The sequence below is a fragment of the Aedoeadaptatus coxii genome, from assembly GCF_001553115.1.
Taxonomy (GTDB): domain Bacteria; phylum Bacillota; class Clostridia; order Tissierellales; family Peptoniphilaceae; genus Aedoeadaptatus; species Aedoeadaptatus coxii.
Genome location: NZ_KQ960173.1, coordinates 57,778 through 78,505 on the forward strand (window position 1 = coordinate 57,778; position 20,728 = coordinate 78,505).

At 48.1% G+C, this 20,728-nt stretch carries 13 protein-coding genes; all 13 read right to left on the minus strand.

The genetic code is table 11. The features are described from left to right. Positions 1-9: 9 nt before the first annotated feature. A complete protein-coding gene (locus HMPREF1863_RS04275) occupies positions 10-1,656 on the minus strand; it encodes an amino acid ABC transporter ATP-binding/permease protein (protein WP_198142712.1) in 1,647 nt (548 codons plus the stop codon). Beyond that, the gene (locus tag HMPREF1863_RS04280) at positions 1,649-3,382 is read right to left on the minus strand and encodes an ABC transporter ATP-binding protein/permease (RefSeq protein ID WP_068367697.1); all 1,734 of its coding nucleotides are present in this window, start codon (positions 3,380-3,382) and stop codon (positions 1,649-1,651) included. Before HMPREF1863_RS04280 ends, HMPREF1863_RS04275 begins: the two co-directional genes overlap by 8 nt. Positions 3,383-3,432: 50 nt before the next feature. Next, a complete protein-coding gene (locus HMPREF1863_RS04285; protein WP_068367699.1) occupies positions 3,433-4,302 on the minus strand; it encodes a stalk domain-containing protein in 870 nt (289 codons plus the stop codon). Between the two features lie 11 nt (positions 4,303-4,313). Further along, a complete protein-coding gene (locus tag HMPREF1863_RS04290; protein WP_068367701.1) occupies positions 4,314-7,043 on the minus strand; it encodes an S-layer homology domain-containing protein in 2,730 nt (909 codons plus the stop codon). Continuing rightward, positions 7,040-7,555: a flavodoxin family protein gene (locus HMPREF1863_RS04295; protein ID WP_068367703.1), complete on the minus strand. Its 516-nt coding sequence runs from the start codon at positions 7,553-7,555 to the stop codon at positions 7,040-7,042. The genes HMPREF1863_RS04290 and HMPREF1863_RS04295 overlap by 4 nt, the downstream gene beginning before the upstream one ends. Then, complete coding sequence (locus HMPREF1863_RS04300) at positions 7,556-8,323, minus strand: ABC transporter ATP-binding protein (protein ID WP_068367705.1); 768 nt, start codon at positions 8,321-8,323, stop codon at positions 7,556-7,558. Beyond that, positions 8,313-9,329, minus strand: coding sequence for a FecCD family ABC transporter permease (locus HMPREF1863_RS04305; RefSeq protein ID WP_083508509.1), 1,017 nt, complete (start codon positions 9,327-9,329; stop codon positions 8,313-8,315). The genes HMPREF1863_RS04300 and HMPREF1863_RS04305 overlap by 11 nt, the downstream gene beginning before the upstream one ends. Beyond that, entirely contained in the window at positions 9,313-10,182 is an 870-nt protein-coding gene (gene isdE, locus HMPREF1863_RS04310; protein WP_321165828.1) for a heme ABC transporter substrate-binding protein IsdE, read from the minus strand. The genes HMPREF1863_RS04305 and isdE overlap by 17 nt, the downstream gene beginning before the upstream one ends. Next, the gene (locus HMPREF1863_RS04315; RefSeq protein ID WP_068367709.1) at positions 10,169-11,179 is read right to left on the minus strand and encodes a heme-binding Shp domain-containing protein; all 1,011 of its coding nucleotides are present in this window, start codon (positions 11,177-11,179) and stop codon (positions 10,169-10,171) included. The genes isdE and HMPREF1863_RS04315 overlap by 14 nt, the downstream gene beginning before the upstream one ends. Next, positions 11,176-13,056 (minus strand): NEAT domain-containing protein, encoded by a 1,881-nt coding sequence (locus HMPREF1863_RS04320; RefSeq protein ID WP_068367711.1) that lies wholly within the window; start codon positions 13,054-13,056, stop codon positions 11,176-11,178. Before HMPREF1863_RS04320 ends, HMPREF1863_RS04315 begins: the two co-directional genes overlap by 4 nt. Before the next feature lie 21 nt (positions 13,057-13,077). Next, positions 13,078-13,446, minus strand: a complete 369-nt coding sequence (locus HMPREF1863_RS04325) for a YbaN family protein (protein WP_232300111.1) — start codon at positions 13,444-13,446, stop codon at positions 13,078-13,080. A 25-nt stretch (positions 13,447-13,471) separates the two neighbouring features. Then, entirely contained in the window at positions 13,472-14,305 is an 834-nt protein-coding gene (locus HMPREF1863_RS04330; protein WP_068367714.1) for a helix-turn-helix domain-containing protein, read from the minus strand. A 137-nt stretch (positions 14,306-14,442) separates the two neighbouring features. Next, a complete protein-coding gene (locus tag HMPREF1863_RS04335) occupies positions 14,443-20,727 on the minus strand; it encodes a S8 family serine peptidase (RefSeq protein WP_068367716.1) in 6,285 nt (2,094 codons plus the stop codon). Position 20,728 lies beyond the last annotated feature (1 nt).

Here is a 20,728-nt window from a genome sequence, read left to right on the forward strand (position 1 = left end):
TTTTAATTTTTACGACGCTCGGTAAGATTCCATCTCGATCACTTCGTCGGCAATTTTTAGAGACGAAGCGCGGTGGCTGACCATTAATACCGTGACGTCTTTTTTCTTTTCCTGCAATGATTTTAAAATGATGGCTTCGTTTAAACTGTCTAAATTGGACGTGGGCTCGTCGAGGAGAAGGAATGGCGCGTCGTGTAAAAAGGCACGTGCCAAACCTAAGCGTTGACGTTCGCCGCTTGAAAGTTTGGAGCCCATTTCCCCTACAGGGGTATCGTAGCCCTGAGGCAGAGACATAATAAAATCATGTATGGATGCGTCGCGACAAGCCGCCTCCAGTTCCCCGTCATCGGCGTCTGCTTTCGCAATGCGCAAATTGTTGGCAATGGTGTCGTTAAAGAGATGGCTTTCCTGGGTCATGAACGATTCCATATCTCTCAAGTTCGAAGTGTTAATGTTATGAATGTTTTCTTTCGAAATGGAAACCTCTCCGCTGTCCACATCCCAGAAACGCATGAGCAAACGCAAGATCGTGGATTTACCCGATCCCGATTTTCCTTGCAGGCCTAAAATTTTTCCCTTTTCCACGGCGAGGCTCATATTCTTTAAAATCAATTCGTCGCCGTACGAGAAGGAAACGTCGTGTAAATTGGCACCGTCGAAGGACGTATCGATGCCGTCTGTTTTTTCTTCCACCTGAGGCGTCTCTTCCAACAAATCCAGCACCCGATTGCCCGATGCAAAGGTGACTTGCAACGTATTTCCAAGTGCGGAAAGGGCGAGCGTGGGCCCGTAGGAGGACATAATAAAGACGATGGCCACGATGACGTCGCTTCCTGCGGCGAGTCCTTTCGTATAGAGAAAACCGCCGAGGACGAAAAGGCCTACATGGAGAACGGATAAGACGGCCGTGGTAAAGGCGCCGCCAAATCCCGTTTCCTTGCTTAATTTCCGCCCGACGCGAATCGCATCGTCTGTCGCCCCATTTAATTGGCGAAGATAGCGTTCCTCTCCCCGGTACTGTAGGATTTCCCGAAGCCCGCGAAGGCCATCTAATACTTTTCCGCTCAGTATGCCGTTTTTATTTCTTCCCTGTAAACCGAGGTCGCGGTTTCTGCCGGAAAGATATACGGGCACGACAATCCCCATGATCACGTAGGCCATAAGGGCGTAAAGTGCCATAAATGGCGATAAAGTATAGAGGAAAATCACCGCCACAACCGAATAGATCGTGGCAATGGCCATGGGAGAAATGGTGTGGGCGTAAAAGACTTCCAATAATTCGATATCCGATGTGATGAGGGCAATTAAATTGCCTTTATCTTTACCCTCGAGTTTGGCAGGAGCCAATGTTCTGAGTACGGTAAAGACGCGGCTGCGCATAATCGCCAAAATTTTAAAGGCGATGTAGTGATTGCACATTTGCTCGCCGTAGCGGAGAGGCCCCCTCACTAAACCTGCCACGATGAGGGCTGTGATTACATAATTGCCGACGACTTCCCCTTTGGCAAGACTCACCAGTCCCCATGCCGTAATAGTGGAAATGGCCGTCGCCGATAAAAAGCCCAGCACACCGAGGAAAATGGCGAGCAACATGACGCCCATTAAAGGCTTCACCATTCCGATGAGCTGAAGCATGGTCTGGGAATGTTTACGCATGATCTCCCTCCCCTCGATAAGCTTCCAAGGCGACTTGTTGCGCCCAAAGTGATTCGTAAATTCCATTCATCGCTACCAATTGATCGTGAGTTCCTTTTTCTTTCAATTCGCCGCGATCCAATACATAAATAACATGGGCGTTCTTAATATTGGCCAGGCGATGGCTAATGAACAACACGAGTTTTTCGCCTGCCAATTTATAAAGTTCCGACACGATGTGTTCTTCGCTTTCCACGTCGATATTCGATGTTACTTCGTCGAAAATATATACGTCGCTGTCTTTTAAAAGAGCCATGGCGAGACTTAAACGTTGTCGTTGGCCGCCGCTTAAATTCGTGCCGCCGCTTTCGATAACTGTATGAAGGCCGTCGGCGGTTTTAAAGAAGTCTTTTAAATTCACCTGCTCCAACACCGCCCACATACGCTCTTCCGTAGCTCCCGGCTTTGCAAAATCCAAAAGCTCTTTTACCGTGCCGCTCATTAAATAACTTCCCGCGCCTAAATAGGTGACGCGATCCAATAAGCCGGCTTCCCGAATATGGGAAAGTTCCGTATCGAAAAATTTCAATCTGCCTTCATAATGTTTTACCTGCTTCGATAAAATCGCCGCCAAGGTGGATTTCCCCGAGCCGGAAGGCCCGGCGATGCCGATAAGACCCTTGCCCTTATGTTCAAAGGAAAGATCCTGTAGGGCATTTTTTTCGCCGTCGTAGGAAAAGCTTAAGCTCTTGGCAAAAAGGCCTACTTCTTTTCCTTCCACATCCTCTGTGCCGTCTGCGTCGTCGGGAAGATCCAGTAGATCAAACATCTTGTCTGCCGCCGCCATGCCGTTCATGGCCACGTGGAAGAAAGATCCCAATTGGCGCATGGGCAGAAAGTAATCGGCGGATAAAAACAGAATAAAGAGGGCGCCGTATAGGCTCAAGCTTCCTTCGCGAACACAGCCGATGCACGCGGCAAGGGCAATGGCCGCGCCGCCGTATGCCACTAAATCCATTATAATAATGGAATTCAACTGCATGGTTAACACGCGCATCGTAGCGATGCGGAAAGCTTCCGCCGAGCGGTTCATTAAATCGTGGCGATGGCCGTCGGCTTTATAAATTTTAAGAGTGGTTAAACCTTGGAGATTTTCTAAAAACTGATCCCCTACTTCCGTGTAGCTTCCCCAATACTTTGCGAAAATACGCTTCGCAAACTTTTGCACCAAGGCGATGGCCAGGGGAATGAGGGGCACGCCGATTAAAAGAATAATCGCCACCTTTAAAGAGAAATAGGCGATCACCCCAAACAAAATCAAAGGCGCCATCATGCTGTAGAAAAATTGAGGAAGATAAGCGGAGAAATAAATCTCCAATTGATCCACCCCTTCCGTCATAATCTGCACAGCTTCCGCCGTCTTAATTTTTTCCCGATACGCCGTTCCGAATCCCATAAGCTTTGTAAAAATTCGTTTCCGCAACAGACGTTTAACGTCTACGGAAGCCTCGTAGGCGATGGCGTGGCGTTTTCTATAAAAGAAAAATCGGAGAATGAGGATCAAAAGAATGGCTGCACATAGAGGTAGTACATGTTCCCCTTCAAACGACAGAAACTGCCTAAGAAGGGCAATTAACAGCGCCGTCGAGCCGATGCTCATCAAAAGATCCAGCAGCTGAAGACCTACCGCCTTTTGAATGTAGATCTTCGACTGAGGAACCTCCCGTATTAATCGTTTATTAATCAAAAAGTACCTGCTTTCTTACTAAAGGAAAAGGCCGGAAAACCGGCCGCTTCTTATTTATTTATAATCACTTGGCGATTGGCTCCGTCCCAATTGACTTTTGCGCCGGAAATTTCGCCGATGGCACGAATGGGAACCATGGTGCGTTCATTGCGAATCATGGCAGGCACGTCGATTGCCTTAGAAGAGCCGTCATGTTTAAGAATTACTTTTTTGCCGATGGGGAGCTTCATGACATTTTTTCCTTCGCCGACGATGGCCGTGCGGGTTTTGCCGTCCCAGTTCACTTTAAGGCCTAAAGCTTCGGAAATAAAACGAAGCGGAACCATGGTGCGTCCTTGTTCGATAAAGACGGGGCTGTCGGAGGGAACGACTTTGCCGTTGACCATAATCGTAACGTCTTTGTTCCCATTCGCCTTGGGAGCGGCGGGCGCTTTCGGCATCTTTTTCGCTTCCGGTGCGCTTACAAGTTTGGCGCTGTTCCAATCGAAAGCCAAGCGCGCCTTTTGTTCGCCGGCGCCGGGTTGGCCACCTTGCATTTGATCCATAACATCGACCCATAGGGCGACGTCGACTACATTTTCTTTTCCGCTTCTGACAAAGCTGAAGCTTTGGGTAAACTCGCCTTTACCTGCAACCTTTACAGCTTCTTCTCTGCCGCCGGCGGTGACGAAGAGATTGGTTAAATTACCTTGTTGACCCATGAAAGAGAGAGGCTTTACAAACACTTTATAGTGCATCTTGCCCCCTTCTTCCTTTACTTCCGCAACGGGGGAAAGTGCTTTGTTGGCCATGGATTCCTTTTCGGCGGAAGCGTGTTTTAAAACCACGGGAACTTCATAGGTTTTGCTCGATTCTGCGTGAACGAAACGAGGCACGAGTAAACAGACGAGGGCTAGTGTAATAGATAATAATTTTTTCATCGTAAAACTCCTTATTTCATATCTTTGAGATCCATTGTGTAAAGAACTTGGGCAGCTTGTGCGCGACTGAAATTAGCTTTCGGTGCAAAATCGCCGTTGCCCATGCCCGACAAAAGGCCTTGACGGGTCATCTTGTCCACGGAATCCTTCGCCCAGCCGGCAATGGAACTTCCGTCGGAGAAATTCCCGTAGCTCGTCGCGGCGTAGGATTTATTTTGGGAAGCGAGGAACTTCATCAGCATGACTGCCATTTCCTCGCGCGTAATGGTGCGGTTCGGTTCAAAACGTCCTTGGCTGACACCTGCTACAATGCCTTTCGATTGCGCCCATGCCACATAGCCTGCGTAATAGGCGCCGGAAGGAACATCACCGAAAGCCGTGGCCGTGTTGGACGCAGACGCTCCTGCCATTCTGCCGAGAATCGAAACAAATTCGCCACGGGTAATGGCGCGTTCAGGCGCAAAGCGTCCTTCCCCTTCGCCTTTAAAATAACCGCGCGCATAGCTGTGGGCGATGGCATCCACTGCCCAATAACCTGCGGGAACATCGTGGAATGTTCGCAATACGACATCCCGTTCCCGCTCTTTTTGAGCCTTTAAGAAATCTTTTTTCTTTTGCTCTAAGGCTTTTTCGTCGGCCTTCTTCTTTTCATCCTTCTTCTTCTCATCTTCCTTCTTCTTTTCGGGCTCTTTTACTTCGCCGTCAAAGCGTTTGGTTTCCTGAGCGCGACGCCAATTAAATTGAATATAAGCTTCTTGTTCGCCTTTGCCGGCGCCTCCAGCCATTTCGTCCATAATATCGACCCACACGGCAATTTTTTGATTACTGACTTTTTCATCTAAGGTGAAAGACCATAAATCGCCGCCGTGATAATGGGCTTGGTATTTTCTTCCGTTTTCATAATAGAAAAGATTGGTTAAATGACCGTCCTTCTCTCCGAGTTTCATGGGCTTAAATTGCACATAGTACGTGTAGTGGCCGTCATACTCATCCACCGTCGCCCAACTGCTTAATGCAGAGGATGCCATGGATTTACTTCCGTCGGATTTAACAAGTTCTACCGGCACGTCGTAACGAATAGTTTGTTTCTTTTTCTTTTCGTCTTTTTTGTCGTCCTTCTTGTCTTCCTTCGGCTTATCTTTCTTATCCTCTTTCGGTTTTTCGGGGGCTTTTAATTCACCGTGCCAGCTGTTAATCTGCTGTTTCAATTCAGATAACCTTTTATTTAATAACTTACCACTATTTACTTCACTCAATGCCTGATCTAAAAGAGCATTAAATTCTTTTTGGGATTTTTCTGTATATATAGATAAATCCCGTTGCTTCTTTCTTGCTATCTCTGCTTTGAAAAAATCTAATTCAGCCGTTGTTGCTTTTTTAAAGCTACGCATTAGCCACGACGTTTTGTCAGAAAATTTATTCCATTCACTTTGTGTCAATTCATTGGATTGAATCAGTTTTCTTCCCTCGTTTAGAGCATCGCGCCATGATTTAATATCGCTTGAACTTAAGTAATCCATATCCGATGCTGTCCACTCTTGGCAATCACACCAATAATTTAAAGTTTTCTTGCCATTAGAGGGTATTATCTCAACCTCACGGGAAAAGGTTACTCCACCTTTAACACCATCAATAGTAATAGTTCTTTCGTAGCCAGGTGATGCTTTAATTTTTTTAGGATAAACTTTATCTCCTACCATTATCGTTTCAAGTAAATCGTCTCGACTATCAACTGAAAAATCTTCCACATACGTCGTCTTATTGCCTTTTACCACTGGTTTAAAAGTAACGATACAGTAAAGACGCCCACCTTCCTTCGCTATCTCTTTTTTCTCAATGTATTGGTCAATATCTCGAAAGGTGCTATGAACACCAAACTCTGCTTCACTGGGTTTGAGATCTTTTATATCTCTTAACCGAATTCCCTTGCTCTTTTCTCCCAAAGCGAGAAGATAATTGATTTGTGCTTCTTTTAATAACAAGACATCTTCGGTTGCAGTAGGTTGTGTTAAATAGGCCTCTCCATAATTAACGGCGTTATTTAAAGCGTAAATTACATCTCCTTCCCATTGGGCATTATCAACACCTTTTGCTTTTTGAATGGCGGCTTCCAATGCTTTTTTCGCCTTTTCAATAGGCGCTTCTTCCTTCGGTTTTTGTTCAGGCGTCGTTTTGCCTGTATTCGGTTGCGAAGGATCGGGCGTGTTCGGGCCGCCCGTGTTTGGTTTTTCAGTTCCGGGATTTTGAGATTCCTCGCCTTTTATCTCGTTATACTCCAGAATATTGAGTAAAGCGTCCGGTTCTTTTCCCATGATAGGAATGGTAAAGGCAATTTTGATCGTCTTCTCCGGTTTTTTATCGAGTGTAAAGGACCAGTCATTGCCATTTTGTTGAGCCTCCAGCCTGGTTCCGTCTTTATAGTAATAAAACTTAGTAATATACTGACTCGAAGCCGGCTTGATAGAAATGGTGAATGTCCACTTCCCGTCCTTTTCCACAGCTGTTACTTTCTCTATGTTGTCGGCAGCCATGGATTTATCTCCCGGACTGTCCGCCTTCTTCAATTCCCATTTCAGTTCATAATGTTTTTCCTTTGCCGCAGCTTGTTCTCCGGCGGCAAAAGGTTGTGCGTAAACACCTTGTACCATATCCGGCGCCTTGGCCAGTACATTAATGGGCGCCGCTAAAAAGGTTGCGCTCATCATGGCTGCCATGGCCATACTTGTCGTGCGTATTTTCATCGAATACCTCCTTTTTCCAATTGTTCTCTGAAATAAATCGCCGCTTCCTTCAGTTCCTCTTCCGTCGCCTCTCTGGATTCTTCCGAGGCTTCTTTCATTTGCTCCCGCGCTTTCTTCGGCACAAAGACCAGCAGATCGATGCGCGCTGCCAATTTTTCGTCTACTTTCCCGGGACACAAGTAAGTGCCCAAGTTTTCTTTTTTGTGATCGGCGAGGCATTGCTTCAAACCTTCCATAGCCCGCTCCCCGTGTTCGGAATCGGGCATGGCGCCCATGGTTAAAAAGAGACCCGTCTTTTTCGGCGCGCGATCCAAGATTTTCATCACCGCCTTATCGGGCAGGGCGCGATCGCACCAGCCGCCGATTAAACCGTAATCGAAAGTCGATACATCGGGCTTCTCTTTCAGATCGAAAAGCGTTAAATCGTAAGCGTCTTTTAAAGCGTCGTAAAGATACTCCGCCATGCGCTTTGTATTGCCCGTCTTCGACGAATACGCAATAAATCCTTTCATCTAATCCTCCTTCGGTTTCACAATGGACGCATCGCCTACGTGAAGCAGTTCCAGCTCCGTGCCGTATAATTTACTGATGACTCGGCTGTTAAGCACTTCCTTAGGATCCCCTTGGTACACGATTTTGCCGTGGTACATGCCGATAACTTCATCGGAATAATTGATAGCCTGCATAATATCGTGCAATACCATGACGATGGTGGTGTTGCGCTCTTCATTGATTTTTTTCACGAGACGTAAAATTTCCAGCTGATATTTTATGTCCAAATAAGTCGTAGGCTCGTCCAGTAAGAGAATGTCGGAACATTGTGCCACCGCCATGGCGATAAACACCCGTTGCTTCTGACCGCCGGAGAGGGTTCTGATTTCCCTTTGTGCCAATTCCGTAACGCCGGTCATGTCCATGGCGCGTTCGATTTCTTCCATATCCTCCGCCGAATATTTTTGCAGAGGTTTCAAATAAGGGTTTCGCCCGTAAGATACGTAATCTTTTACCTTTAAATCGCCGATGATGCGATTTTGTTGATGCACGATGCCCAGTTCCCGCGCGTAATCTTTCGGCGGATAGGAAAAAATATCTTTTCCGTGAAGCAAACAGCGTCCGCGACTCGGTTTCATTTGGCGACTTAATATTTTTAACAGAGTGGATTTCCCTGAGCCGTTGGCCCCCATTAAGGTGGTGATGGCGCCGGGGGTTACTTTTAAATTCAATTTGTCTAAAATCAAATGGCCCTTGGTGTAGGCGTAGCTTAGGTTTTTAATCTCCATAGTTTTCGCCTCCCAGCTTTAATAAAGCGATAAAGAAAGGACCGCCGAAGACGGACATAATTACCGCCGCCGGGATTTCGTAGGGATAGGCAACGATTCGCCCTACCGTGTCCGACGAAAGCAAAATCAAACTGCCGAGAAGCATATTAAAGGGCAGGAGGTATTTATGATCGCCACCGACGTGGATTCTACCGATATGGGGCACGATGAGACCCAAAAAGCCGATGACGCCCGCCACCGACGTGGTAACGGAAGCCAAGATAATGGCGATTAACGCCACGATAAAGCGATCGCGATCCACGCGCACGCCCAGGGCACGGGCGGTTTTATCTTCCAAACTCAGCAAATTTAAAGAGCGAATGGTAAACAGCGCCGCGATTAAAAAGATAATCACGTAGAGGAAGAGGATGTGTACATCGCTCCAGGTTTTTTGCGCTACGTTTCCTTCGATAATCGCTTGTGTGGCACTTAAATTTCGTCCCATAATGGATTTAATGCCTTCGCCGATGCCGATAAAGGTCATGTTCAACGCTACGCCCACGAGAATTAATCGCGTCGGGCGAACGCCTCCGTCCCATGCCAAGGTATAGATCAAAAAGTACGCCAACAATCCGCCGGAAATCGACAAAAGGGGCGACCAACCCATAAGCGCCGGCGATAGTGCGAGCACCATGGAGTTAACAAAGTTTGCCGCCGATGAAATGCCGATAATGCCGGGATCGGTCATGGGGTTTTTCATCACCGCCTGCAAAAGCGTACCCGATGTGGCGAGGGATGCGCCGGCTAAGATGGCGATAAAGACGCGAGGAAAACGCAAATCGTAAATTCTCGCCACTTCTCCGTCATAGGAGAAGAATAGGCCGCGCAAAATTTGTCCCACACCTAATTTTAAAGATCCTTCCGTCAGGGAGAAGAAAAAGACCACGACCAGGAGAACGGCGACGGCGGCGAAGGAAATCCATCGCCTCCGTTCTTTTTGTTTTAATTCGTCAATTCCCTTGTCCATAGAACACCTTTTCTAAATCACCCAGTGCCTCTTTGTAAGAAAAATTGGCACTCATACCAAATATCTTCGTATTAAGGTCATACACTTTATTTTCTTTGACGGCTCGGAAATGTTTCCAGACGTCGTTGTTTTTAAATTCATCCTGAAACATTTGATGCACCTTGTCGGGCATGGCGTGTGCCGTTCTCAGAATAATGTCCGGATCTTTTTCCAACATATCTTCCGTGTTGACCGTTAAAAATTGCTGATCGTCGTCGGGGTAGACATTCTCTCCCCCCGCCAGTTTGACGAGGCTGCCTACATAGGATTTGTCCGTGGCCACAACATAGGATCCGGGAAGACCCATTAGAATAAGTACTTTCGGCGCGGGCCCTTTGTTTCTCGATTTAAAATCTTTCATGAACGCGTCGTAATCTTTTACGAGGGCTTCCGCTTCTTTTTCCCGGTTGAATAAATGACCTAAATCTTCAATGGAACGGTACATCCCCGGCACATTGGATAGGTTCACGAAACCGAAATGAATGCCAGCCGCTCGATACTTGGGGAGTAAATCGGGCATAAGGCTCGCCGGCGAAAGAACGTAATCCGGATTGAGAGATGAAATTTTTTCCATATCCGGATTCATGGCCATGCCGATGGTGGGCAAGTTGGCGTATCGCGCCGGCGGCGATTCCAATTTGGAATCCGCAATGGCGACGAGATCTAAATCCAACTTGTCCATAATGTCGGCACAAGCCGCCGATGTGGTAATAATCCGCGCGTGATCGCCGTCGATGCTTTTCGCTTTTTTCGATTGTTGATCCACACATCCCGTGAGCAAAAGGAAGAGCAATGTTACACTAAAAATCTTCAAAACTGAAGTCTTCATCCTCATCTTCCTCTCTCAATTCGTTGAGCATGCGCTTTTTCTTTGCCAAGAAATAGAATACCGCTCCCGCCGTTAAGGATGCGCAGGTCAAAAAGACGATGACCGCCATAAAGGACGCAAACATAATGCGCGTCGCCGGTCCCCAGGGCGCCTTTTTCTTGGGCGCTTCCTTTTGCTCGTCTTTCCCCTTTTCTCCCTTTTCCATCTCTTGAATTTCGGGAGAATCTTCCGTTAAAAGCCCGTGCTCGTACCCGATGTCGCTTTCCGTATCCCCCAGACCCGACGCGCCGCCGTGGGTAACGCCGTCTGTGGTGTGATCATCTGTCGGCGTATCGGACGATACATTACCTGAAGATGATGCAGGCGAAGACGTCGCCCCGGGAGCTGTCGAAGCAACCTGAGCCGGCGCGGCGCTGTCGACTTTCGGCTTCGGACTGTGAGTACTTTTGGCAGGTGACGCTTTTTGTGCGGCCCCTTTTGTTTGTGCAGGCGCCGATTTGGCGGAGGATACGAAATCCGTATTGCCCGCCGTCATCTTGCCCATGTCGCCGTAAAAAACAACGTCTCGGCCCATGGCGTCGATGAACAGGCTTAGGCGAATAATACAATCCTTCGCCGGCAATTGAATGCGAAAATCTTTCCACTCGCCGCCGCCTTGGGGGTTTTCGTAGCTAACGCCGCTAAAACCGCTTCCCCCTTTTCGTTGCACGCCAATGCTTACTTTTGAAATATTATCCATCATGTGAAGGCGCAGCGTTAAATAGCGCCTGCCCCCGATTTCTTCGTAAAGAGCCTGGGGATGAAGCACGCCCTCGGCCATGCCTTGACCGATGCCCTCGTTTTTACCGGAGTCTTCGATCACGCCGGTGACCGGATGGCGGTACGATGCCCGCATATCCACAATATAGGGCCCGTTGGCAAAGCATAGGTCGGGCATCATCAAAAGGAAGGCCGCCATGAAAAGGATGACAATTTTTTTCATCGTTCCTCCCTTTCTCTGTCCGCTTCATACATCAATTCGTCCATATACATACGGTAATATTTTTGCGTGAGGTACACGCCCCCGCCGAGAGCGGCAAGGATTAAAATGAAAAATAAAATAATCAGACCCGGCCTCTCTTTCTCTTGTAACAGGTCTTTTTCTACAGATGGGGCGGCGGTGTCGTTTCCGGCATCCACGGGATCACTTTCCGATTTTTCTTCCGGCGGAGAATCATTTCCATCCCATTCATCGTCAGGAGATGATTCCGCAGAATCTACATTTTCCGAAGGAGCGGCAGATTCCGCCGCACTCGCGGGAGCAGGCGATACACTTTGCGCAGGTTGCGTCGTGATACTTTGCGCCTGCGCCGGTTTCACCCTTTGCACCGGCTTAACAGCTTGCGCCTGCGCCGGCTTGACGGCCTTTACCTTTGCAGGAGGCTTTATCGTAAAGCCCCCTTTCGCCTTTGGAATGGATCCTCCCGTCTTAATGAAAAAAGTACCTAATTGTTTCGTTTCGATAAAAAGCTTTCCGTTTTTAATCGTCGCCGGAATTTTTTGCCCCTTCTCGTTAAAAACCTCCGCCGAGGTTCCCTTAAAGGGAAAGGCTATTCGCACCGTTTTTTGCGGCGCAAGGCTTTTTCCGAGAGACTGAACTTTTCCCGTGAAATCTTTGGGAATGGTTTCGATGGGCGCTCGCGCTTCCAGACGATACCCTTTCGTTCCCACGGGAAGCTTTAACTGTTGCAGCTTATTTTGCAAGTCATTTCCCATAAGGGCATTGGCGTAAAATTCAAAGTCTTCGCCGAAACCCTCGGCGGGCACACTCAGTTCCACGCCTTTATCCACATAGGAGTGAGCGTCTTTAAAAGAAGGTTTTTTTCCGCCCCGTTCCCCTCGTTGAAGGAGCTCGGATTGATTCATCTCCATTTTTTGAAGTTTGGAAAAATCCATTTTCAAGCGGGCATTTAAAGGCTCGTCGCCCATAGGCGCCACTTTCGGATCGACTTTTACCTTCATCCAATTCGCTTTTTTCTCTAAGGGTAAGGCGAAAATACTCGGCCGCGGCAAAGATTCGCCGTCAACTTTTAAATCATAAGCCAAAGGTTTTGCCGCTCGAAGCCCCTCATCCGTTTCGTAAAACACGCGACACAAGGACGCCTGAATATTGGAAACCTTTAGGGCTTTCGTTCCCAGATAAAGGGTGGCTCTTCCGTCTTTTACGAGGAGCTCCGCCTTTTCATCTAAGGCGCCGTTGCCCATGGAAGGCTTATCTTCACTTTCGTGCCACAGGGATACGGGAAGGCTGTAAAGTCCGTCCTCTAAATTCAGCGGCGAAGACGTATTTTGGGGAAGTTCTTTTTTCTCCGCACTTTCCTTTTTCTCCGCCGTGCCCATTCCGGCGGGCCATTGAATTTTCAGCCGCGCTTCCTGCTCGCCAAAGCCCATTTCCCCCATGACAGGCACGTAAAACGTTAAATTATAAGTGGATTTGTTGGGATCCACGACAAACTCCACCGTCTTCGGATAAAGCTTGCCTCGTAATTTTTTGTCCTTCCCCATTTTCGGGTGATTGTAACTGTCGTACTCTTTGTAAGAACTTAGAACCTTGCCCTTCTTGCCGTCCATAGAAACCTCACCTAAATATCCGCGGGTTCCCATAAATTCAAGGGGCATAAATTCCAAAACAATGCGATGTTCATCGCCGTCGATGACCCATTTCGCCTCCGGCTTTAAGGCGCTTTTTGCCATACTGGGTTCGTCGCTCGTTTTTTTCAGCAAACTGACCCTCGCCGTTCCCCGGCTCGCCATTGCCGCACCGGGCATAAGTAATAAGGCGAGGACAATGAGCCCTATGAAATTAACATAACGTTTCATGTCCCCTCCTTCGGGTTTACCTTATTCCCCCGCCGATTCCCTCGTCTGAGTGGGAATCCGTTTGAGGAAAATATAGTAATGAAAAGCCAGTACGAAAGGGATGGCCATTCGGGCGTGTTTTACGGGAATAAGAGCGAAGCAAATAGCGAATAGAACCGTAATAACGGCCAACACTTTATACTTCTTTTCCTTCGTCATGCCCTTGCCGTTTAATACAGGCTCCACATTGTTTTGATACATAGGGAGTTCCGTAAGCCATTTATGAAACTTTTCGGAACCCCGCGCAAAACACGCCGCCGCCAATAGTAAAAAGGGCGTCGTGGGAAGCACCGGCAAGTACACGCCGATAAGGCCGATTCCCGTAAAAATAAAGCCCAATATCATAAACACTATTTTCAAGTATCTTCTCCTTTAACTAGCACTGCGCCAAATTTAACACAAGTAAATAATTTGCCTCGCCGCGATGACCTGAGAAATTAATGGCGGCAAGGGAGCGGAACCACGTGTAGGAAGCCAGAATGCCGCCGCCTAAATAGGTCCATTCGCCGAATACGCTTAAGGGAATTTCCGCACGCCGATCTTTAAAAGCGATGGAATGGCTTTCGCCTCCTCGCTGATAAATCAATTCCTTGAGCAAACCTTGCTTAATATAGCCCTTATGCTCTTTTCTTAAAGTCTGTGTTTTGAACACGACGTGAGGCGCATCGTCGATGACGAGTTCCGCCCGATGGTCGAACACGCGGTTGGCCATAGACTTTGCAATGGCCGCTTCTCTTTCCTTTACGCGCTGTTGGTAAACCGTCAAATACAGAGGATAGGTTCCGCGGTCCAATATGCGGAGAAGAAAATCCTCCGAAACGGTTTGGGAGGGCTCGGGCAAAAATTGAAACAATTTCGTCTTCTTAGATAGAAAACGACCGATGGCGTTATCTTCATCGCCGATTAATTCCTCCGAAAACTTTTTGGCCCGATCACTTTCGATACCGAAGATTTCTTGAATCGTAAAGGAGATTAATTCTTTTTTATCTTCCAACTTACGCTTGATAACCTCGCCGATTTCCGTCACGAAGTAATCATTCTTCAGCTTGTACAAAATTCCCGCTTTTACCATGCGATCGAGCATTTTCTTTGCATTCGGTCGCGAACAATTAAAAATTTGACTTAAATCATTAATCGTTCGGCTCGGATGCTCTTCCGTAAAGCAAAGCAAGTAATTTTGCTGTTGTTCAGTTAATCGTAATTCCGTCATCACGTCATCCTTCCAATGAAGTATTTGATACTCTGTATCACTAATAATCGCTTTTCATTGTAAGATTTTATTCCGTGTCATTCAACTGTTTTTTTCACCATGGAAAGGAATGCAGCCTATGCCGCATTCCTCCATGTTTAATTAGCTGCTTTTTGAATTTCCTTGTATGCCCAGTGATTAGCCGGAACATCTTTAAACTGTACCGTACCGGGTCTTCCCGTTACTTTAAATGCACGGTTTACAATGACCACAAGTTCCGCACGGGTTACGGTTCGTTCGCCGCCGAAACTTCCGTCGGGATAGCCGTGGATAATGCCTGCCGATTGAACGGCACCGACATAACCGTTGTACCATGCCCCGGGCGCCACATCATTAAATCGAGCGTTGTCCGCTTTGAGATTTAAGATGCGGGCCATAATCGTCGCCAATTCGGCGCGGGTCAAGGTTTCTTGGGGACGAAGGCTTCCGTCGCCAAAGCCGTTTAAAATGGAAAGGCCGTGTAAGCGCGCCATGCTCTTGCCGTACCATGCGTTGCCGTCCACATCGCCGGATAAACTGTAAGCTTGGCTTCCTTGAATAAATTGATCCAAGATAGTGGACACTTCCGCCCGGGTTACCCCTTGGTTCGGCTTAAAGTTTCCGCCGGGGAAACCTTTCACATAGGCCTTTTCAGGTGCTTTCACCGTAAAGTTATTTGGTTTTTGTTCCGTACGCTTTGGCTCTTCTTTCTTCGCCTCAGGCTGTTTTACCTCAGGCGCTTGATAGCTCGGTCGGTAAGAAGGAGCGGGCGATTCATGTCTAGGCTCTTGGCGAGGCCAGGGATCCGGTTTCGGAACAGGTTTCGGTTCCGGTCTCGGCGTCGGCACGTCGGGAACGGGATTCGGTTTCGGCACATCCTTTACCAATTGATCCATGGCGTCGAAAACAGATGTTATGGCTCGGTTCATGTCGGTAACATTGTCGCCTTCCAACGCCGCTTTTGCCGAGGCAATGGCCGCTTCAAGCTTACCTTTCGATTCCGCCGTGTACGATGCGGCGGCAAGTTTTGCTTCCGCTTTTTCAATGGCCTCCTTCAATGCAATTTTCGCTTTTTCAAGGCCGTCGTCTACCTTCGGCGGTTTTTCACCGGATTCTCCGACCTTTTTCATCTTGTCGATGTCATAGCTTAATCGCATAATATCTTCGTTAGAGCCCGGTCCGTTGCCGATGACGTATTTTACTTTTACGAAATGTTCCGGACAAAGGTCTTTGCCCATATCGATGGTGACGGAGGTTAAGTCGCCCATGGCATCGGTCACTTTGTCGATGACGGGCATGGCGTCCACTTTGCCTTCCTTATCGGTAGAAGCAAAGAGAATATCTTTTAAATGGCCTTCGAGGTCACCGATTTGAAGCACTTTACAATTGACGACGACGCGGTAATTAATCTTGCCCTCTTTGTCTGTTGTCTTGATCACTTTTGCAGGGGATTGGAATACGCCGGCAGCCATGGAATCTTGGGGCTTGCTTTCGTGAAGAGCCCTAAAGGGAAGTTCGAACATTTCCGTTTTAGCCGCCCCTTCTTGAGACGGTTTTTCCAAAAGATCGATGGCTTCTTGTAAGGTCTTGCGGCCGTGTTTCAAACTGTCCAAACTGGAGTTATTATCGTCGGCAATTCTCTGTACAAAGGCAATGCGCTCTTGTAATTGCAGCCAGCTAGCCGGCGTATAATCACTTTCTTTTAAATCGCGAGCCGCTAAGAGTTCGCGTTTTAACGCTTCTCGCTCAGCTTCACGCTCTTTCTTGCCCGTAATGGAATGAAGCTTCGCCATGGCTTCTGTTAATTCCCTAGCCGCTCCGTTCACTTCTTCTTGAGAGGGGAAGGGACGATTCATAATCTCTTCAGCCGCTTCCACTGCTAATTCCACGCGATGGTAAGATTCCGGCGTATAATCGTCTGCCTTGTATTGGCCGTCTTTATAAGCTTTCAAAGCTTCTTCCAGAACTTTTTTATCTACCAAGGCGGCGCCGTCTTTACGCTTCAATCCATCCAGGGCTTCGTTTAGATCGTCAGCCGTGTTATCGACCATATCCTGATTCTTTTCCCCGTCGGGTTTTTGAAGGATGGCTTTCGCTTCTGCTAAAGCTTCTTGTACTTCTTTCCAAGTCTCGTCGGTGTAGTCTTCAGCCTTTAAAGCTTCCGCACGTTCAATGGCACGCTTTAACGTCGATTGATCGAAGCGAGATTCGCCTTTCTTGCGGATCTTACTGAGACCTTCGTTTAAGTTGTTGTAAACTTTGTCCACTTCGTCTTGGCTTGCCTTGTCGTTGGCTATGGTTTGCTCCGCCATGGGCAGGTAAAGGTCGATGTATTGCCAGTGACGTTGATCGTCCTTCGTTTCCATAGCGTATTCCGATTTATGAGCCAAGGCTTCCCGAGCCTTGGCGACTAATGCGCGAAGTTTACTCTTGTCGACATAGTTGGGATCTCTCTCTTCCAATGGGGTAAGACTTACGCTCCAAGCGCTGGCGTTCGTGTTAGCGGCCCATGTTTTGGATCGCTTCCCTAGCCCGTAATAGCCGTCTTCCATATCTTGGAGTTCCACTGTGGAGGGAATGAAGTTAAGGCGAACTTTCTTTTCAGTTTGTCCCGGTGCAAATTCTATGTTTTGCTCCGTTCGATACACATCTTTGCCGATTAATTTTAGGCGAAGGGCGCCGTCATAGCCGTTTCGGTTTAAGCGAACGTTCAGTTCTTTACTTTCGATTCCGCGAACTTTAACGGTCTTCGTCAACAGCCTTTGACTGTCGACGGTGAAATCTTCCCCGCCGTCGACCATGGCGTAATATCCGTTTTGAATACCGCTTACGTCGATCGTGTAGTTACCTAAGGGCAACTTAATGGTTTGAAGACCGGGATTGACAATGGTCGGGACATATTCTTGGCCTTCCACGTCTTTATTTTTTACCACGAGGGACACGTTAACATTGTCGGGATTGTTCAAGCTAATGTGAACATCTGCCGTATCCACGGATTCGAAGCGTACTTCCAACTCTTTAACAAGATCGTCTTGTCCGATTTCAAATTCCCGCGTTTTCTCGCCGATTAATTTGTAGTTTCCGTCTTTCACGTTGACCACGAGTAGGTGCTTGCCAGGAGAAAGATTGTTGGGGTCTTCGATTTTACCGTCGGGACTTTGTACCGTCCAGGTAAAGGCTTCTGCAGGTACGGGATCATTGCCGGCCAATGCCTTAATGCGCACGCCCCGTTCGTTGCCGGTGCGTTCACCGCTCGCCAAAGGATAGCGCAAATCGTTGCGGGCTTGGTCATTGATTTCCACGTCGTAATCAGCGAGATTTAAATCCTTCACGTCAAAGACGTATTTCCCGTTTTCTACCTTGGGTTCGATGGTGTCTTTGCCTTTTTTCAAAAGCACGGATAAAATGCCAGAGCCTTTTTCGTCGATGGATTCGATGGTGTAGGTGCTCTTGTCATCGTTAAAGTAGGCCTTCGTCACGCGAGGATATACTCTGTCCATGGTAATGGGGAATTCCATCACTTGGCTGTCCGCGCCGATGGATTTTCCTGCCGCGGCGACTTTTACCGTCATGTAGTACTTCCCGTCGGGAAGGGGCTTGCCCGATAAATCGTTGCCGTTCCATTGCCAGTGAGGTTTAGTGGTCATCATATTGTTGGCAAACATATTGCCCATTCTGGGATCCACGAAGAAGTTTTTCACGCCGTGATCTTCCGGATTTTTGCTGTAGTAAACTTGCTTGCCTTGATGATCATTAATAGCGATTTCGACGCCGCCGAAGTTTCTCAGGAAGGTCGCCATAAAAATGGCCTTGTCCACTCTTCCGTCGCCGTTGGGCGAGAAGGCGATCTTTTCTTTATCGAATATGGGATTAGCCTTCGTCGATTTTGCTTGCGAACCTAATACGATAAGGTTTTTGTCGATTTCGCCGCCGATATTGGTGCCGTAATAATCGTCTTCCTTGCCCATGTCGTAATAATAGGAGCGCTTCCCTGCCTTAACTAGATCGTAAAGGGATGTTTCCGCCACTTCCAACTTGTCGAAGCTTCCGTGGAAGCCGACGAAAGGTGCCGATAAATTAACGCCTCCTTGTTCTTCACAGAAGACAAAGCCTTCCAGGAAGAAGCCGTTGGTCATGGTTTGTTGTAGTTTATCCAAGCCCGTTACGGGAAGTTCTACTGTTAATTCCACCGATTGATGGGGCTCAACTGTGACGGTTTTCCTTACACTTTCGGAAATCTTTTGAGGACGCAAGACGATCTTGCCGTCTTCGACCTTATCCGTATTTAACACGCCGTAGTAGGTGTAGGTCTTGGCTTTATCGCCCATGTTGACGATTTTAAAGGGCACGGTAACCTTGTCGCCGCTTAACGATTTGCCTAAGTTAATGGAGGTTAAGCCGTGAGAACCTTCGATGAAAGCGGTGGCACTTATGGCTTTATCCACTTGCATAAGCCCCGAACCTTGTTGGCGAGGGGATGCATAAGCGCCGGAATCCTTGTATTTGTAAGGTTGCGCTGTGGACATTAAGAGCTTTTTAATGAGATCATACTTCTTATCCCCGTGAACTTCCGGGAAATCTTTCTCTACCCGTTGCTTCACGAGGGCCACGCCGCCTGCCACGTGAGGTGCGGCCATAGAGGTTCCATCCATGACGCCGTATTGATTGTCATTTAAAGAGGATAAAATGCCGCCGCCCGGCGCCGCAATATCCGGTTTTAAATTCCCATTGGGCGTCAAACCCCAAGAGGAAAATTCCGAAGGTTGTCCGCCGTCTTCGCTTAGGCTGTAGACATACTCGTCGTTAAAACGAATTTGTGCTTGGGGATTGCGTGCGATGGTGTCTTTTAAATAAAGGCCGTCTTTCCGGTTGACGAAGGCGGCGGGAATGGTCGTCCCCGGCGCTTCTACTTGGATCAGGGGCATATCCGGTTCGTTATCGTAAATGATGACGCCTGCATAACCCTTGTCTCGGGCATTGTTAATCTTGTCCGCAAAGGAAAGGGGATCGCCGCTAACAGGTCCGGGCTCGCCTCTTTCGATTAAGGCGTAGGTGTTCCCGTCTCCCTGTTCTTTAAAATCATTGGCCCGTCCGTAACCGCAATCTTTCAGGGAAACCCATTGATCCGTTACTTTGGCATTGGCTGTCGGTTGGAAACTTAACACCCGATCGTCGTTCTTAATTTGAATACCTTTCTTAGCCACCTGCATATTTTGGATGGAGGCTACGGAAAGGGAGTTGGGGCTGACAGAGGGATCGGCCAACATGCCGATATCGGGGTTTTCAGCTTTCGGCTTTGCTTTTAAGCCGGGAGAATAGCCGAAGAATCCGTTGTTCCCCGCCGCAATGGCCACGAGAATCCCCGCTTGCTTTGCTTTTTCAAGAGCGAGTACCGTGTTGGGGAATACATAATCTTCCGTACCGGCAGGAGAGCCGATACTGATGTTCATGGAATCGACGCCTAATTTTATGGCATCGTCAATGGCCTTAGTGTAAATTTCCGCCGAGGTGCCGTTGCCAAACATGCCGCCGCCGAAGACGCGCATAAATACAATTTGTGCTTCCGGCGCCACCCCTTGAATTTTTTTACTGTTCCCGGCCACAATGCCCGAAACGTGCATGCCGTGGCTCATGGGATCAAATTCTTTTATGGATGTGGATTTGTTGGCGTAGTTGTAGCCGAAGGGAATCTTCGAGCTGAAATATTCGCCCCGTGCAATATCCAAATCGTCGATCATTTTTTTAACTTCTGCTTGATTTTTAATGCGGCCGCTGTTCGGGTCGCTAAGCTTCATAGCTTCGTGATAGGGGTCGACGCCGGAGTCGATGACGGCGATGACGCTGCCTTTGCCCGCATAGCTTTTTTTCCACGCCTTATCCGCTTCCACCATGCCGTTGGAAGAGGTGTCCATAGGACGGTAAGCCGAGCGCGGCATCATCGGCCGTTCGGGAGCTTTGAACTGTTGGGAAATTTCTACCGAGGCCACGTCGTTCATTTTTTCAATGGCCGGAATATCTTTCCGTTGCACTTCCAAGGCGACGCCGGTGTAGGCCACGTCGTAAGTTTCCACCACTTGGTAGCGGATCTTAGCCGCCTTTAAGCTATTGTAAAAAGTTTCCCGCGCCGCACGAGAATAGGCGACTTGGGCGCGAATATTGGCTTCCGTGTTTAAATCCTCGGCGTCCACCGATCGGATACCCGTTCTTCTCTCCCGCTTGCGCTCTTTCAACGCCACAAGCAAGGTGATTTTTTCGGATGGATCTTTATCGCCAAAGGAGGCAGCTTTGGCCGCCCCATTGGGGGCGGCTGCAAAGCCCGGACTCATCATGCCTGTAAAAAGCATTAAGAAACTTAATACTACAGGTATGACAAATCGTCTGAAACTAACTCCTTGTTTACTCATC

Excerpts from the sequence above, each read along its gene's own strand:
- HMPREF1863_RS04275 (WP_198142712.1), bottom strand. The coding sequence starts at position 1,656 with ATGCGTAAACATTCCCAGACCATGCTTCAGCTCATCGGAATGGTGAAG.
- HMPREF1863_RS04285 (WP_068367699.1), bottom strand. The coding sequence starts at position 4,302 with ATGAAAAAATTATTATCTATTACACTAGCCCTCGTCTGTTTACTCGTG.
- HMPREF1863_RS04335 (WP_068367716.1), bottom strand. The coding sequence starts at position 20,727 with ATGAGTAAACAAGGAGTTAGTTTCAGACGATTTGTCATACCTGTAGTA.
- HMPREF1863_RS04305 (WP_083508509.1), bottom strand. The coding sequence starts at position 9,329 with ATGGACAAGGGAATTGACGAATTAAAACAAAAAGAACGGAGGCGATGG.
- HMPREF1863_RS04315 (WP_068367709.1), bottom strand. The coding sequence starts at position 11,179 with ATGAAAAAAATTGTCATCCTTTTCATGGCGGCCTTCCTTTTGATGATG.
- HMPREF1863_RS04295 (WP_068367703.1), bottom strand. The coding sequence starts at position 7,555 with ATGAAAGGATTTATTGCGTATTCGTCGAAGACGGGCAATACAAAGCGC.
- HMPREF1863_RS04330 (WP_068367714.1), bottom strand. The coding sequence starts at position 14,305 with ATGACGGAATTACGATTAACTGAACAACAGCAAAATTACTTGCTTTGC.
- HMPREF1863_RS04300 (WP_068367705.1), bottom strand. The coding sequence starts at position 8,323 with ATGGAGATTAAAAACCTAAGCTACGCCTACACCAAGGGCCATTTGATT.
- HMPREF1863_RS04290 (WP_068367701.1), bottom strand. The coding sequence starts at position 7,043 with ATGAAAATACGCACGACAAGTATGGCCATGGCAGCCATGATGAGCGCA.
- HMPREF1863_RS04320 (WP_068367711.1), bottom strand. The coding sequence starts at position 13,056 with ATGAAACGTTATGTTAATTTCATAGGGCTCATTGTCCTCGCCTTATTA.